At 66.5% G+C, this 15,216-nt stretch carries 18 protein-coding genes; 13 read left to right on the top strand and 5 right to left on the bottom strand.

From position 1 onward, the window contains the following. The first annotated feature begins 96 nt into the window (after positions 1-96). Together BM397_RS22000 and BM397_RS21995 are read left to right on the top strand one after the other, a co-directional pair. On the top strand, positions 97-345 hold the full coding sequence (locus BM397_RS22000) for a hypothetical protein (RefSeq protein WP_092428565.1): 249 nt from the start codon (positions 97-99) through the stop codon (positions 343-345). 98 nt (positions 346-443) lie between these two features. Beyond that, positions 444-1,091: an SDR family NAD(P)-dependent oxidoreductase gene (locus BM397_RS21995; RefSeq protein ID WP_092428563.1), complete on the top strand. Its 648-nt coding sequence runs from the start codon at positions 444-446 to the stop codon at positions 1,089-1,091. Positions 1,092-1,122: 31 nt separating this feature from the next. Here the strand turns inward: BM397_RS21995 and BM397_RS21990 are convergent, their stop codons facing one another. Then, positions 1,123-1,818, bottom strand: a complete 696-nt coding sequence (locus BM397_RS21990) for a substrate-binding domain-containing protein (protein ID WP_092428561.1) — start codon at positions 1,816-1,818, stop codon at positions 1,123-1,125. Between the two features lie 232 nt (positions 1,819-2,050). On the opposite strand from BM397_RS21990, the gene surE reads away from it, so the two are divergent. The 3 genes from surE to BM397_RS21975 all read left to right on the top strand — a co-directional run bounded on the left by surE (position 2,051) and on the right by BM397_RS21975 (position 4,716). Continuing rightward, positions 2,051-2,836, top strand: a complete 786-nt coding sequence (surE, locus tag BM397_RS21985) for a 5'/3'-nucleotidase SurE (RefSeq protein WP_092428559.1) — start codon at positions 2,051-2,053, stop codon at positions 2,834-2,836. Then, complete coding sequence (locus BM397_RS21980) at positions 2,833-3,477, top strand: protein-L-isoaspartate(D-aspartate) O-methyltransferase (RefSeq protein WP_092428557.1); 645 nt, start codon at positions 2,833-2,835, stop codon at positions 3,475-3,477. Before surE ends, BM397_RS21980 begins: the two co-directional genes overlap by 4 nt. Before the next feature lie 63 nt (positions 3,478-3,540). Then, the gene (locus tag BM397_RS21975; protein WP_092428555.1) at positions 3,541-4,716 is read left to right on the top strand and encodes a M23 family metallopeptidase; all 1,176 of its coding nucleotides are present in this window, start codon (positions 3,541-3,543) and stop codon (positions 4,714-4,716) included. Positions 4,717-4,795: 79 nt separating this feature from the next. Here the strand turns inward: BM397_RS21975 and BM397_RS21970 are convergent, their stop codons facing one another. Further along, positions 4,796-5,542 (bottom strand): hypothetical protein, encoded by a 747-nt coding sequence (locus BM397_RS21970; protein ID WP_092428553.1) that lies wholly within the window; start codon positions 5,540-5,542, stop codon positions 4,796-4,798. Positions 5,543-6,096: 554 nt separating this feature from the next. Here BM397_RS21970 and cyoA point away from each other — a divergent pair. From cyoA to BM397_RS21945, 5 genes are read left to right on the top strand one after another with little or no spacing between them, the layout of a single operon-like run. Beyond that, positions 6,097-7,179, top strand: a complete 1,083-nt coding sequence (cyoA, locus tag BM397_RS21965) for a ubiquinol oxidase subunit II (protein ID WP_245696171.1) — start codon at positions 6,097-6,099, stop codon at positions 7,177-7,179. Beyond that, positions 7,169-9,166: a cytochrome o ubiquinol oxidase subunit I gene (cyoB, locus tag BM397_RS21960; protein WP_092428551.1), complete on the top strand. Its 1,998-nt coding sequence runs from the start codon at positions 7,169-7,171 to the stop codon at positions 9,164-9,166. The genes cyoA and cyoB overlap by 11 nt, the downstream gene beginning before the upstream one ends. Continuing rightward, positions 9,163-9,792 (top strand): cytochrome o ubiquinol oxidase subunit III, encoded by a 630-nt coding sequence (gene cyoC / locus BM397_RS21955; protein WP_092428549.1) that lies wholly within the window; start codon positions 9,163-9,165, stop codon positions 9,790-9,792. The genes cyoB and cyoC overlap by 4 nt, the downstream gene beginning before the upstream one ends. Then, the gene (cyoD, locus tag BM397_RS21950) at positions 9,792-10,190 is read left to right on the top strand and encodes a cytochrome o ubiquinol oxidase subunit IV (protein ID WP_092428547.1); all 399 of its coding nucleotides are present in this window, start codon (positions 9,792-9,794) and stop codon (positions 10,188-10,190) included. Before cyoC ends, cyoD begins: the two co-directional genes overlap by 1 nt. A gap of 26 nt (positions 10,191-10,216) precedes the next feature. Then, positions 10,217-10,939, top strand: a complete 723-nt coding sequence (locus BM397_RS21945) for an SURF1 family protein (RefSeq protein ID WP_245696170.1) — start codon at positions 10,217-10,219, stop codon at positions 10,937-10,939. Between the two features lie 4 nt (positions 10,940-10,943). Here BM397_RS21945 and BM397_RS21940 read toward each other — a convergent pair whose 3' ends face one another. Further along, positions 10,944-12,086 (bottom strand): MFS transporter, encoded by a 1,143-nt coding sequence (locus BM397_RS21940; RefSeq protein WP_092428543.1) that lies wholly within the window; start codon positions 12,084-12,086, stop codon positions 10,944-10,946. A gap of 174 nt (positions 12,087-12,260) precedes the next feature. On the opposite strand from BM397_RS21940, the gene BM397_RS21935 reads away from it, so the two are divergent. Then, a complete protein-coding gene (locus BM397_RS21935; RefSeq protein ID WP_092428541.1) occupies positions 12,261-12,881 on the top strand; it encodes a 50S ribosomal protein L25/general stress protein Ctc in 621 nt (206 codons plus the stop codon). A 136-nt stretch (positions 12,882-13,017) separates the two neighbouring features. Here BM397_RS21935 and hmuQ read toward each other — a convergent pair whose 3' ends face one another. Beyond that, the gene (gene hmuQ, locus BM397_RS21930) at positions 13,018-13,329 is read right to left on the bottom strand and encodes a heme-degrading protein HmuQ (protein ID WP_092428539.1); all 312 of its coding nucleotides are present in this window, start codon (positions 13,327-13,329) and stop codon (positions 13,018-13,020) included. A 76-nt stretch (positions 13,330-13,405) separates the two neighbouring features. On the opposite strand from hmuQ, the gene pth reads away from it, so the two are divergent. Beyond that, the gene (pth, locus tag BM397_RS21925; RefSeq protein ID WP_092428537.1) at positions 13,406-14,122 is read left to right on the top strand and encodes an aminoacyl-tRNA hydrolase; all 717 of its coding nucleotides are present in this window, start codon (positions 13,406-13,408) and stop codon (positions 14,120-14,122) included. Between the two features lie 85 nt (positions 14,123-14,207). After that, on the top strand, positions 14,208-14,579 hold the full coding sequence (locus BM397_RS21920) for a DUF2237 family protein (RefSeq protein WP_092428535.1): 372 nt from the start codon (positions 14,208-14,210) through the stop codon (positions 14,577-14,579). A gap of 11 nt (positions 14,580-14,590) precedes the next feature. On the opposite strand, the gene BM397_RS21915 is transcribed toward BM397_RS21920, so the two are convergent. Continuing rightward, the gene (locus tag BM397_RS21915) at positions 14,591-15,163 is read right to left on the bottom strand and encodes a cupin domain-containing protein (RefSeq protein WP_092428533.1); all 573 of its coding nucleotides are present in this window, start codon (positions 15,161-15,163) and stop codon (positions 14,591-14,593) included. Between the last annotated feature and the right edge of the window lie 53 nt (positions 15,164-15,216).

The following is a 15,216-nucleotide window of genomic DNA, read 5'->3' as shown; positions in this document are numbered from 1 at the left end:
GCGCACGGGGACGTGACGACGCGTCCCCCTTTTTATGCCGAGAGCCCCTGTTTATCTGGCTGCAATCCGCTGCAACCACATTCAGGAGAGCAGGCCATGGCAGGAAACACCCCCCCAAAAGTCGCGGCCAGCGCCACCACCCGCGCCCCGCTGCCAAGCGGCATTGCCCTGCTGGGTGTGCGCGGCTCGGACCGCGACCCGCGCGCGCTGGTGCGCCTGCCCGATGGCCGGGTGGTGGCGGTCGGCGTCGGCAGCCAGCTCGGACGGCAGAAGATCATCGCGATCGACCAGGACCGCATCGCCCTGTCGAAAGGCGGGTCGGCCGAGTGGATCGAGCTGCCCTGAGCCGCGGCTGACGCAGCCCCGCCACGGCGACAACGCGCCGCGTCTCGCAGCATCTGGCGCGAATTGACATTTTCCGACGCGCGGGCGAGACGACTGCCATGAGTGAAAAGATCGCCCTTGTCACCGGAGCCTCGCGCGGGCTGGGCTTTGCCCTCGCCGAAGCGCTTGCGCCGGAGTACCACATCGTCGCCGTCGGTCGCACCACCGGCGGGCTCGAGGATCTCGACGACCGCATCAAGGCCAAGGGCGGGGCGGCGACGCTTGCTCCCATGGACATCACCAAGCCGGAGGCCATGGCGCAGCTCTGCCGCTCGGTCTGGGATCGCTGGGGCGGCATCAATCTGTGGCTGCACACCGCCGTGCACGCCGGCCCTCTCGCACCCGCGAACCATCTCGATCAGAAGGACTGGCAGAAGTCGATCGCGACCAACCTGACCGCAACCGGCGTGCTGATCCCCTACATCACCCCGCTGCTGGGTGAGGACGGTCGCGCGGTGTTCTTCGAGGACGACCACGCGGGCGAGCGCTTCTACGGCCATTACGGCACCACCAAGGGCGCGCAGATCGCCCTCGCCCGCAGCTGGCAGGCCGAGACCGGCAAAACCGGCCCAAAGGTGGAGATCGTCGCGCCGAAGCCGATGCACACCACCACCCGGGTGGTCTTTCACCCGGGCGAGGACAAGACCGCCCTCGCTTCGCCCTACGCCGAAGCCGCGCGCCTGCTGGGTGAACTGAACCTCATCTGACCGGCTGCCACGCCCGGGCGGCCCCGGGGACCTAGGGCAGCTCGAACCGCGACACCCCGGCCCCGGACAGCACCTCGTCGAGCTCCGGCGCGGCGAGGAACTCCAGCACCGCCATGGCTTCGGCCGGCGCGCTGCGGGTGACGAAGACCGACATGTCGATGTGGGTATCCAGCGCGTCCGGAAAGATCGCCGCGGGCTCGACGCCGGGGCTCGCGAGGATCGTCGTCAGCGGTGCGACCGCCAGCCCGATCTCGCCCCCGGCCACCGCCGTCACCGGCGCGCCGCCCCCCATTGGCCGGCAGAACGGCCCCACCGCCCCGACCACGCCCAGCCGGCCGAGCACGCCGAGAAAGGTGCGCCCGCTGGTGCCCGCACCGGTGTAGCCGATGCTCTGCCCGGACCCGAGCAGCGCGATGATCTCCTCGACCTCTGTCAGCACCGGCCCTCCGCTGCCCGCCTTACGGGCGACGGCAAGCCGGACCCGACCGAAGGCTCGATGTGCCGCCGGGTCCACAAGCCTCGCATCGATCAGCTGGCGCACATACGTCGGGTTGCTGAGACCGATGTCACCGCGCCGCCCCTGGAAAACCCGCTCGGCGATCGCCGGGTTGAGATCGTGCACCGTCCGCAACTGAACGCCGGTGGCCGCCTCCATGCGCGCGCGCAGCGAAGCGACCACCGCCTTGATCGCGAGCGGGACGAGAATGACAAGTTCATGGGAGGTCATGCTGGCGGCCTTGAAAATGTTCGACTTCGGCGGACGATAGCATGTTCCGCGGCGGGGCGAAGCCTCTGGCACGTCGCTTGATCGTGGTCAGCAACACTTGGTCCCGGCTCTATCTCCGCTACTTCAGAGTCACACCTGAGACCAGATCGCATCAGCCGGGCGCTGCCGCCCTGCTGCGCCTTGCTCCACCGCGGGCCATTGCCTATGGAAGGTCCATAACAGGGAACCCACAATGCGCATTCTCATCACCAACGACGACGGCATCAACGCCCCGGGGCTGACGGTGCTGCAGGCCATCGCCGAAGAGCTCGCCGGACCCGAGGGCGAAGTCTGGACCGTGGCCCCAGCCTTCGAGCAATCGGGGGTGGCCCATTGCATCAGCTACACCCACCCGATGATGATCGCAGAGATGGGCCCCCGCCGCTGGGCGGCAGAGGGCAGCCCGGCCGACTGCGTGCTCGCCGGCCTGCACGACGTGATGAAGGACTGCCCTCCGGACCTCGTGCTCTCTGGCGTGAACCGCGGCAACAACTCGGCCGAGAACGCACTCTATTCCGGCACGCTCGGCGGTGCCATGGAAGGCGCGCTGCAGGGGCTGCCGTCGATCGCCCTGTCGCAGTACCTCGGCCCGCGCACCCGCGATCTGGAAAATCCCTTCGAGACCGCGGCCACCCATGGCGCCGAGGTGATCCGCCGCATCCTCGCCGCGGGCACCGAGACAGATGGCGACTACCGGCTGTTCTGGAACGTCAATTTCCCGCCCTGCCCGGCGGATGAGGTCAAGGGCACCCGCGTCGTGCCGCAAGGCCGCCGCGAGGGCACCAACTATTCCGTCGAGCCGCACCTGTCGCCCTCGGGCCGGCGCTTCCTGTGGATCCGCGGCGGCGACCAGCGCCAACCCGCGCCCGCCGGAACCGATGCCGCGGTGAACCTCGACAGCTACATCTCGGTCACCCCGATGCGCGCCGATCTGACCGATCATGCCGCGCTGGCGGCCCTGGAAGGGGCCTTTGCATGAGTTTCGACGCGGAAGCCAAGATGCAGCTTCTCTTCGCCCTGCGCTCGCGCGGGGTGACCGACAGCCTCGTGCTCGAGGCGATGGAAAAGATCGACCGAGGGCTCTTCGTGAAGGGTTACTTCACCGACCGCGCCTACGAGGACATGCCGCTGCCCATCCCCTGCGGGCAGACCATTTCGCAGCCCTCGGTGGTGGGGCTGATGACCCAGGCGCTGAACGTGTCCAACCGTGACAAGGTGCTGGAGGTCGGCACAGGCTCGGGGTACCAGGCCGCGATCCTGAGTCAGCTGGCGCGGCGGGTCTATACCGTCGACCGCCATCGCCGGCTCGTGGTCGAAGCGCGCAAGGTCTTCGACGCGCTGGATCTTTCGAATATCACTGCCTTCACCGCCGATGGCAGCTTCGGTCTGCAGGAGCAGGCCCCCTTCGATCGCATCCTGGTGACCGCCGCCGCCGAGGACCCGCCCGGGCCGCTCTTGGCCCAGCTGCGGATTGGCGGTATCATGGTGCTGCCCGTTGGGCAGTCCGATGCCGTGCAGCACCTCATCCGGGTGACCCGCACGGAGCAGGGCTTCGACTACGATGAGCTGCGCCCCGTGCGCTTCGTGCCGCTTGTGGAAGGTCTGGCCAAGGAGAGCTGACCGCCGCGGGCGGCTATTGACATGACGTCCCGGGACAAGGGGCGCAGGCGAGGATCGAGACAGATGGACGACGCTTTCCGCAAATCCGCCACCCGCATTGCCGGGTCTCTGGCAGCGGCTGCCCTGCTGGCGGCCTGCTCCGGCCCACTGGATTACGACATGCGAGGCCGCATGGGCGGGACGCTCGACACCTCGCAGGCGGCGCTTTCCGCCAGCACCGCCGACAAGCCGGTGCCGGATGCGCGCGGTGTGCTGTCCTACCCGACCTACCAGGTGGCGGTCGCCCGCAACGGCGACACCGTGGCGACCGTGGCGAACCGTGTCGGCCTCGCCGCTGGCGAGGTCGCCCGATACAACGGAATGCAGGCCAACGACCCGATGCGCGCAGGCGAGATTCTCGCCCTGCCCAGCCGTGTCGGCGTGGCCGTGCCGAGCAGCTCGGTCGACATCACCACGCTGGCCGGAAACGCGATCAACAATGCCCCCGCGACGGCCCGCCCGTCCGAGGTGACCAGCAGCACGCTCGCGCCGGCGCAAACCAGCTCGGCTGCGCAGACCGGCGGCGTCGAGCCGATCCGTCACAAGGTCCAGCGTGGCGAGACCGCCTACACGGTAGCGCGGCTTTACGGCGTGACGCCGAAGTCGCTTGCCGAGTGGAATGGTCTCGATAGCAATTTCACCCTGCGCGAAGGCCAGTACCTGATGATCCCGGTGGTCGAGCAACGCGCCACCCGCGCCGAGACGGTGACTGTCTCGCCCGGGTCCGGCTCGCCAACCCCGCAGCCGCCCTCCTCGGTTCAGCCGCTGCCGCAGGACGAACCGTCGAAGGCCGCACAGACCACCACCGCCGCCGCGAAGCCGGTGGCAGACATCGGCCAGGCCTCGTCCAACGCGCTTATGGCGATGCCGGTGAACGGCTCGATCGTGCGCGAGTACTCCAAGGGCAAGAACGAGGGGATCGACATCTCCGCCCCCGCCGGCAGCGCGGTCAAGGCCGCCGCCAGCGGCACTGTCGCGGCGATCACCCGCAACACCGAGAACGTGCAGATCGTCGTCATCCGCCACCCGGACGAGCTGCTGTCGATCTACACCCATCTCGACGGGCTGCAGGTCAAGAAGGGCGACGCGGTGAGCCGCGGCCAGACCATCGGCTCGGTACGCGCCGCAGATCCGGCCTTCCTGCACTTCGAGGTCCGCAAGGGCTTCGAGAGCGTCGATCCCATGGGCTACCTGCGCTGAACTTCGAGCGGCCGCCAGAAACAGGAAACCCCGCGCCAAGAGCGCGGGGTTTTTCGTTGCGCGGCCCTGAGCGGTTCGCTCAGACCAGTGACACCGCCACCGTGCCAAGCCCCGCGATCTCGCCGGACACCTCAGTGCCCGCGGGGAAATAAGGCAGCCCGCAGAGCGATCCGGTGATCACCACCTGTCCCGGCTGCAGCCCGCCGCAATGATCGCCGAGCACCTCGCAGAGCAGCGCCAGGTTGGCCAGCGCCGAGCCGCCCGGCACGGTTGCCGCACCATCCACAACCACCGTCTTGCCGGCGGTCATCCGCGCCTTCACCGAGCCGAAGTCGTTGCCATCCCAATCCGTCAGGGGCGCGCCAGCAACCATCCCCGCGTTGATCTGCATGTCCGCGAGCTTGAGCAGCGGCGTGTCGGCCCCTTCGCTCTCCAGCCGGGTATCCACCAGCTCGATCACCGGCCGCGGCACGAAATACTCGGCCACCGGCTCGGGAAGGCCCGGCCCCGGCAGCGGCTTGAGCAGCTCGAAGCCGATCTCCAGCTCGACACCCAGCACGTCGCGCACAGCGGCGCTCCCGCCGTCCTCGACGACATCGACAGCGGCGATCGGCGCCACCACCGGTGCCACCGCGCCGGCACCCGCAGCCACCTTGAAGCCCGCGATACCGCCGCGCGCGGCTGCCACCGCCCGCTGCACCGCGAGGCACGCATCGCGATCTGCCGGCAGTTCGACCCCAGAGCCGGAGGGCGCGAAACGGACCCCAGTCTCATGGGCATTCTGCAATGCGGCGACAAAGGCGGACAGGTCGGCAGGTTCGGTCATGGAGGTCTCCGGCAACAGGGGCGTGGCGTGACCGTGGATGGTCCGCGCATTCAGGCTTAGAGCAAGGCCAAGACGACGCCAAGCACCGGCGAATCCCCGCCGCCCGAGGCGCCGTGTCTGCGGCTTCCCGCAATGCCCAGAAGCCCAATGCCTGCTCGCTGTTGCGCAAGTCCCCGGAGATAAAGTTCAACTTTTTGTGTGGCCGCGACGTACGCCGCGTCAGCATCACCCCCGAAACGTGGCGGTGCGCCGCCGAAAGCCGCAGCCCGGCTTCGCGAAAATGATGCGGACTTCCGCATGATTTCCCTAGAATCTCCGGAGGTCTCCGGTCTATTTCCGGCCCGCGCGGCGAGCGAGTCGCAGCGCCGCACGTTCCGTCACGCAAAGCTGATCGGCAATGATGTGCGACGGAATGACCTATTCGGTTCGCGCCTGCAGCATTCTACGCGCGACCCACCTGTAACGGACGCGCCCGTGCTGAGTGCGCCCGAATTGTTCTCCCGGAGCGGCCTCCTCCTCTCATCCGCCGATCCGGAAAGACCTGCGAGGCTGACTTGAGACTATCGTTCAAAATTCCGATCCTGCTGGGAGCGGTCGCGAGCCTGTCGGCATGCCAGTACGACGTGCTTGCACCGTCGGGCTGGGTTGCCGCCGAGCAGCGTGACCTGCTGGTCATCTCGACCCTGCTCATGCTGATCGTGATCATCCCGGTCATCTTCATGGCCATCTGGTTCCCGCTGCGTTACCGCGCCGACCGCCCGGACCTCTCGGACTACGCCCCCACCTGGGCACATTCGACCCGGCTGGAATACGTACTCTGGGGCGTGCCGATCATCATCGTCGCGATCCTTGGTGTGTACACCTACATCTACACGCACCGGCTCGACCCCTACCGCCCGCTCGACGCGGCTGAGATCGGCACCGAGATCGGCGAGCCGATCGAGGTGGACGTGGTCTCGCTCGACTGGAAATGGCTGTTCATCTATCCCGAACAGGGCGTGGCCTCGGTCAACGAGCTGGCGGTTCCCGCGGGCCGTCCGATCAACCTGCGCCTGACCTCCTCGACCGTGATGACCACCTTCTCGGTCCCGGCGCTCGGCGGCATGATCTACACCATGGCCGGCATGGAAACGAAGCTGCACCTCATCGCTGACGAGGAAGGCACCTACTTCGGTCAGGCCGCACACTACTCGGGCCCCGGCTTCTCGGAGATGCACTTCGACACGCTGGCGATGAGCGATGCCGACTTCGACCAATGGGTCGAAAAGGCCCGCGCCTCGAACGACGAGCTGTCGCGCGAAGCTTACCTCGAGCTCGAAGTGCCCACGATGGCCAACGAGGTGCAGTACTACAGCGGCGTCGATGACGGGCTGTTCGACCGCATCCGCGGTCTCTGCGTCGACGAAGGCAAGATCTGCATGGATCAGATGATGATGCAGGACGAGATGGGTGGCGGCGGCCTCGAAGGCATCGCCGACAAGCACAAGTACCAATACGACGACCAGCGCGCGATCGACGGCTTCGGCAATCCGATCGGCGTGCCGGCAACGCCCTCCGCCCCGGCCCATGGCGGTCACGCGGATGGCGAAACCCTTTCCATGAACTCGCATGAGGGAGCAGCGCACGATGGCCACTGAAGCCCATGTCCAAGCCCCCGAGACCTGGTCGCCGATCTTCGGCCGCCTGACCCTCGACTGGATTCCCTACCACGAGCCGATCCTCGTCGGCACCTTCTCGGCCATCGTTCTGGGCGGCATCGCCGCCGTCCTGCTGATGACCTACTTCAAGCTCTGGGGTCCGCTCTGGCGTGACTGGATCACCAGCGTCGACCACAAGAAGATCGGCATCATGTACATGGTGCTCGGCTTCATCATGTTCATCCGCGGCTTTGCCGACGCGCTGATGATGCGCGCCCAGCAGGCCATGGCGGCCGGCGGCGCCGAGGGCTACCTGCCCCCGCACCACTACGACCAGGTCTTCACCGCCCACGGCGTGATCATGATCTTCTTCGTGGCGATGGCCTTCATCACCGGCATCATGAACTTCGTCATGCCGACGCAGATCGGTGCCCGCGACGTGGCCTTCCCCTTCCTGAACAACTTCTCGTTCTGGATGACGGTGGCCGGCGCGCTGCTGGTGAACATCTCGCTTTTCATCGGGGAATTCGCCCGTGTCGGCTGGCTGGCCTTCCCGCCCTTGTCGGGCTCGGCTTTCTCGAGCGGACCAGGCGTGGACTACTACCTCTGGGCGCTGCAGATCGCCGGTGTGGGTACGACGCTTTCGGGCGTGAACCTGCTCGCGACCATCTTCAAGATGCGCGCCAAGGGCATGAAGCTGTTCGACATGCCGGTCTTCACCTGGACCACGCTCTGCACCAACGTGCTGATCGTCGCGGCCTTCCCGGTGCTGACCGCCACGCTGACCATGCTGACGCTCGACCGCTACCTCGATTTCCACTTCTTCACCAACGATCTCGGCGGCAACGCCATGATGTACGTGAACCTGATCTGGATCTGGGGTCACCCCGAGGTCTACATCCTGATCCTGCCGATCTTCGGCGTGTTCTCGGAAATCGTGCAGACCTTCTCGGGCAAGCCGCTCTTCGGCTACAAGACCATGGTCTGGGCGACCGCCTGCATCATGGTGCTGTCCTTCGTCGTGTGGCTGCACCACTTCTTCACCATGGGCTCCGGCGCCAACGTGAACACCTTCTTCGGCATCACCACGATGATCATCGCGGTGCCCACCGGCGTGAAGGTCTTCAACTGGCTGTTCACCATGTACAAGGGACGCGTGCAGTTCGAAGTGCCGATGCTCTGGACCACCGGTTTCATCGTGACCTTCGCCATCGGCGGCATGACCGGTGTTCTGCTGGCGGTTCCGCCGGTTGACTTCCAGCTGCACAACACGCTGTTCCTCATCGCCCACTTCCACAACGTCATCATCGGCGGCGTGGTGTTCGGGGTCTATGCCGCCGTCACCTTCTGGTGGCCCAAGGCCTTCGGCTTCAAGCTGGACGACAAATGGGGACGCCGCACCTTCTGGTTCTGGTGTGTGGGCTTCTACTTCGCCTTCATGCCGCTCTACGCGCTCGGCCTGATGGGCGTGACGCGCCGCCTGCAGAGCTACATGGACCAGGCCTGGCAGATCTACTTCATCATCGCCGCCTTCGGCGCGGTGCTGATCGCCTGTGGCATCGCCTGCGGCTTCATCAACTTCGCCGTGTCGATCCTGCGGCGCAAGGAACTGGCCTGCGGCAACGATCCGTGGAACGCGCGCACCCTCGACTGGGCAACCCAGTCGCCGCCCGCCAACTACAACTTCCCGCAGGACATCGTGGTCTCCGGCCGTGATTACTTCTGGAAGATGAAGCAGGACGGGTTCAAGTGGTCGACCAACTACTCGGACATCCACATGCCGAACAACACGGCCACCGGCGTCATCGTCGCCGCCATGGCCCTGGTCTTCGGTTTCGCGATGATCTGGTACATCTGGTGGCTCGCCGCGATCTCGTTCATCGGCATGATCGCGACGGTGATCGCGCATACCTTCAACTACAATCAGGATCACTGGATCCCGGCGGCGAAAGTCGCTGAAACGGAAGCGAAGGGAGAGGTCGCATGACCATGCTCGACACTCCGCTGACCGGACGCGTGGAGGGGCCCCAGGGCCCCGACCACCACCCCGATCATCACCACGCCAGCCCCACCCCCATCGGGTTCTGGATCTACCTGATGAGCGACTGCATCATCTTTGCATCGCTCTTCGCCGCCTATGCCGTGCTGGGCAACAACTTCGCCGGCGGGCCGGGTCCGAAGGACCTGTTCGAGCCGGGCTTCGTGCTGGCTGAAACCGCGCTGCTGCTGATCTCCTCGGTCACCTTCGGCGTCGCCATGCTGAAGGCCGACAAGCACGACATGGATGCCACCACGATGTGGCTGGTGATCACCGGCCTCTTCGGCGCGGGCTTCATCGGGATGGAACTCTACGAGTTCAACCACCTGATCCACATCGGCGCGGGCCCCGACCGTTCGGGCTTCCTGTCGGCCTTCTTCCTGCTGGTCGGCACCCACGGTCTGCACGTGACCTTCGGCCTGGTGTGGCTCTGCGTGATGATCGCGCAGATCCGCATGAAGGGCATGATCCCGGCGAACATGCAGCGTCTCGCGACGCTCAGCATGTTCTGGCACTTCCTCGATCTCGTCTGGATCGGGGTGTTCTCCTTCGTCTACCTCGTGAGGCTGATCTGATGAGCGCACATTCCGAAGCATCGCACGGCACCATGGGCCAGCTGATGATCGGTTTCGCCCTCGCGGCGATCCTGAGCATCATCCCCTTCGCGCTGGTCATGATGGAAACCGACATCGCCCCGACCACGCTGGTGGCGATCATCATGGGTCTGGGCGCCGTCCAGATCGTCGTTCACCTCGTGTACTTCCTGCACCTCAAGAGCAGCACCGAAGAGGGCTGGACCCTCGCGGCGACCGTTCTGGCGGTGGTCATCGTGGCGATCGTTCTGGCTGGCTCGCTCTGGGTCATGCACAACATGAACGCCAACATGATGCCGATGAGCGAAGGCAACATGATCATGGACCCCGAGGCCACCCCGGGCGCCAGCATGTCCGGCACCCACGAAGGCCACAACTGATGGGCGCGGCGGCGCATAAGCCCGGCGTGCAGCGCCGCCGTTGGCCACTCATCGTGGTGGTCACGCTCATCGCCCTGGCCGGTCTGGTCGGCTTCACCTCGCTGGCGATCTGGCAGGTGAACCGGCTGCACTGGAAAGTGGCCCTGATCGAGAGGGTCGAGGCGCGCGTCCATGCCGCGCCCGTCCCCGCCCCCGGCCCGGATGACTGGGCCGGGATCACCGCCGAGAGCGCCGAGTACCGGCATGTCACTCTCAGCGGCACCTTCCTCAACGACGAGGAAGTGCAGATTTACACCCCCGCGGATTTCGGCCCTGCCTACTGGGTCCTGACCCCGCTGCGCCGCGACGACGGCACGGTGGTGATGGTCAACCGCGGACAGGTGCCCGAAAACCTCAAGGATCCCGCCACCCGCGAGGCACCCGAGGGCCCGCAGACCGTCACCGGCCTGCTGCGCATCTCCGAGGACCGCGGCTGGCTGTTCTCGCGCGACAACGATCCCGAGAACGGCAACTGGTATCGCCGCGACATCGGCTCGATCACCGCGGCCAAGGGCTTCGAGAACGCAGCGCCCTACTTCATCGATCAGGACATGGGCGCCGATCCCAAGGGCTGGCCGCGCGGCGGGCAGACCGTGGTCAGCTTCCGCAACGCGCACCTGAGCTACGCGCTGACCTGGGCCGGACTCGCGCTGTTGGTTATTGCCGCATGGGGCCTGTTCATCTGGACGGAATTCCGCCGCACCCGCTGAGGCTTTAGCGCCGCAGCATCATCGGCAGCAGCACCAGCGGCACTAGCAGGAGCAGCAGCGCCACCGCTCCGAAGGAGGCGCGCAGCCCGAAGACCTCGGACAGCCCGCCCATCATCGGCGGCCCCATGAAGAACCCGGTGTAGCCGATCACCGTCGCCCGGCTGATCGCCCGCGCCCGCGCCTGCGGAGTCAGCCGCGCGCCGAGCCAGGCATAGGCCATGGGCGCCAACACCGAGACCCCGAAGCCCAGCACAGCAAAGCCGATCCAGCCGACGACTGCAGTCGGCGCAAGCGCCGCCGTCACCGAGCCGAGTGCGGCAAGCCCCGCCCCGGCCCCCAGAACGCCCGCGCCGTTGAGGCGCCGGATCAGCCCCTGACCCGAGAGCCGTCCCGCGCCCATGGTCAGACCCAGCAGCGTCGGCGCCAGCGCGCCGCCGACGGCCCCGGCACCGAGGTTGCGCTCGAGATGCAGCGCCGACCAGGCCTCGGTCGCCTGCTCGGCCATGAAGCCGATGCAGATCACCACCCCTGCAAGCGCCACGATCCCCCAGGGCAGCGGCGCGCGTCCGGTCTGCTCGGTCGTTTCCTCGGGCAGAACCACCTCGCCGCCGCGCGCGACAACGGCCGCCACCAGCGTCAGGCAGGTCGCGCCCAGGAAGATGCTCCAGAGCGGCAGCCCCCCGCCCCGCGCGATGCCCGCCGCCAGCGCGGCGCAGGCGTAGATCAGCGAGTAGCCACCGTGGGCGAGGTTCATAAGCGGCCGCCCCGAGCGCGCCTCGAGCTGCGAGAGCTGCGCGTTCATCGCCACGTCAACCGTGCCCGCCGCCGCCGCGCAGAACAGCATCGCCGCGGCGAACTGCCCCCAGGAGCCGGCGATGCCCGGCATCAGGAAGCCGAGCCCCAGCAGCCCGGTGAAGAGCGGGATGGCCAGCGCCTTCAGCCGCTCCTCGGCCCAGGGGGCCAGCCACATGGCGAGGATCGCGCCGCAGGTCGAGACCAGCATGGCAGTGCCCAGTCCGCCGTCGGTCAGGCCCACCTGGGCCTTGATCGCGGGCACGCAGCCTGCGAAAACGCCCCAGCAGATGCCGATGGCAGCAAAGCCGGCCAGCGGGCGGCGGATCAGGCGGATGTCGGACAGGATGCTCATGGCGCAAGCCGTGACACGGCCCGCAGGGAAGGTCCAGACGCGCCCATAGCGCCCTGCGCGGGGTTTCGTGTGATTCAGCCCTTGCCGAAAAGGGCGATCCGGTCTATGGGGCTGCGTTCATCGCGGGGTGACAGCCTTGGAGGCACCCCGCCCTAGATACATTGGAGATACAAAATGGCTGGTGAGATTCCTGATCTCGTAGCTCTGGAACGGTCGGGGACGGGCAAGGGCGCCGCTCGGCAAGCTCGTCGCGACGGCATGGTTCCGGGGATCGTCTTTGGTGGTGAAGCAGATCCGCTTCCGATCCAGATCCCGTTCAACTCGCTGCTGAAGACCCTGAAGGCCGGTCGCTTCAAGTCGACCCTCTTCAACCTCAAGGTCGACGGCCACGAAGACGTGCGCGTGATCTGCCGTGACGTCCAGCGCGACGTCGTGAAGGACCTGCCGACGCACTTCGACCTGATGCGCCTGCGTCGCACCTCGCGGATCAACCTGTTCATCCACGTTGATTTCATCAACGACGAGCAGGCACCGGGCCTCAAGCGCGGCGGCGTTCTGACCATCGTGCGTCAGGAAGTCGAGCTGAACGTTCTCGCCGGCGACATCCCGGACCACATCACCGTGGACCTGGCCGGCAAGCAGATCGGCGACGTGATCCACATCAACGACGTCGTCCTGCCGGAAGGCGTGAAGCCGACCATCGACCGCAACTTCGTGATCGCCAACATCTCGGCGCCGCGCGGTCTGGTTTCCGACGAAGCCGAAGAAGCTGAAGAGGCCGCTGCAGAGGAGTAATCCTCGCGCCCTCGGACTGACGGACGGCCCCGCCAATCTGGCGGGGCCGTTTGCGTTTCAGCCCCATCTCCGGGGGCATCGAGCTGTGGCCCCGCACTCCGGCCCCAGACCACTCCGGCCTCAGACCACTCCGGCCTCAGACCAGCTCGATCACCGACTCGAAGATTTCCAGCTCCGGCCCGCCACGGTACATCTCGGCGCGCCCCTTGGCCCCCTTGTGGGCGATCCGGAAGGCCTCGCTCTTGGTCCAGCCGATGAAGCTCTCCTCGTCTTCCCAGATGGTGTGCGAGGCATAGAGGATGTGATCCTCGCCCTCCGGCCCCTTGAGAAGGGCGAAGCTGCGGAAGCCCGGAACCGACTTGAGCTGGCTGTCGCGCTGCGCCCAGACCTCCTCGAACTCCGCCGCCTTCTCGGGGATCACCTTGAAGCGGTTCATCGTGAGATACATGGTCTCTCCTTCCTGTCTGTGCTATCGGCGTTCCCGTCCTATCTAGGGCCAAACAGAGACAAATCGGAGAGACGCGGTGCAGATTTTCGTGGGTCTGGGCAATCCCGGCGGCAAATACGCGAAGACGCGGCACAATATCGGCTTCATGGCCGTCGACCGGATCGCCGAGGATCACGGTTTCAGCCCATGGCGCGCCCGCTTCCAGGGCGAGGTCGCCGAGGGCCGCCTGGGCAGCGAGAAGGTGCTGCTGCTGAAACCGCAGACCTTCATGAACCTCTCGGGCCAGTCGGTTGGCGAAGCAATGCGCTTCTTCAAGCTCGAACCGGGCGACGTGACGGTGTTCCACGACGAGCTCGACCTCGCGCCGGGCAAGTGCCGCGTGAAAACCGGCGGCGGCCACGCCGGGCACAACGGGCTGCGCTCGATCCACCAGCACATTGGCGAGGCCTACCACCGCATCCGTCTCGGCATCGGTCACCCGGGCCGCAAGGAAGCGGTCGCGGGCTACGTGCTGCATGACTTCGCCAAGGCCGAGGAAGACTGGCTGGACGATTTGATGCGCGGCATCTCCGACGGGGCGAAGGCGCTGGCAGAGGGCGACAAGCCCGGCTTCCAGAATGCCGTGGCACTGCGTGTCGCGCCGCCGCGCTCGTCCAAATCCACCGCGAAGGCCGACACTACGTCGAAAACCGGATCGACACCCGCCGCCGGAGCGCAGGCCGAGGCACAAACCGAAGCCCAGACCGAGGACAATCGCAGCCCGCTGCAGAAGCTCGCCGACAAGTTCCGCTGACCGAACCCGGGCTTGCATCCCCGCGCCTTGCCGCAGCCGCGCCGGCTCTCTAGGCTGGGACGGGGGGAAGACATCGGAGACACGCATGCAGAAAGATCGTGCAATCAACGTCTTGGGCGGCCAGCTTCACCCCTGCTCGGTCGACCCGATCACCGGTTATTTCCGCGACGGACACTGTAACACCTGCCCCGAGGATGCAGGCAGCCACACGGTTTGCGCGGTGATGACCGCAGAATTCCTCGCCTACTCCAAGTATGTCGGCAATGACCTTTCGACGCCGCGCCCCGGACTGCGCTTTCCGGGGCTGAAGCCCGGCGATCAATGGTGCCTCTGCGCGCTGCGCTTCCTGCAGGCCCATGACGAGGGCTGCGCGCCCAAGGTGCAGCTTGAGTCGACCCATGCGAAGGCGCTGGAAGTCGTCGCCCTCGACATCCTCGAGCAGCACAGGGCTGACTGAGCGGCTGACGTCTAGAACGTCGGCGGCGTGCAGGCAGAGAACAGCACGCAGGGCTCCGCCCCCACCTGCCGGAAGCGGTGCGGCACGCGGCTGTCGAAGTAGTAGGCATCGCCGGGCCCGAGGATCTTGCGCTCCTCGCCGACGGTGATCTCAATCCGTCCCGAGATGACGATGCCGCCCTCCTCGCCCTCGTGGCCGTACATCACCCGCCCGGTATCCCCACCCGGCGCGTAGGTCTCCTTGAGCAGCATCATCGCGCGCCCGAACAGCGTCGCCCCGACCTGCTTCAGCGAGACGTTCTTCTTGCCGATCTCGACCAGGTCCTCGGCGGCGTAGAAAATCTGCCGCTCGGGCGCGGGCTCGAAGGCGAAGAACTCCGACAGGCTCACCGGGATGCCGTCGAGGATCTTGCGCAGAGCGCCCACCGAGGGGTTCGACTTGCCGGACTCGATGAGGGAAATCGTCGAGTTCGGCACCCCCACCTTCTTGGCAAGGCTACGCTGCGACAACCCCGCCCGCTCGCGCAGCACCCGCAGACGGTGACCTAGGGCAAGGTCGTCCTGAGTCGTGTTCGATGTGTTCATTATCTGCAAAACCCTGTTCAGCACGCCTTTATCTACAACGAGTTACGGGCATC

Source organism: Alloyangia pacifica (genome assembly GCF_900116195.1).
GTDB lineage: Bacteria > Pseudomonadota > Alphaproteobacteria > Rhodobacterales > Rhodobacteraceae > Salipiger > Salipiger pacificus.
Note: the sequence above shows the minus strand (reverse complement) of the source record. Positions and strands in the feature narration are given on the sequence as shown.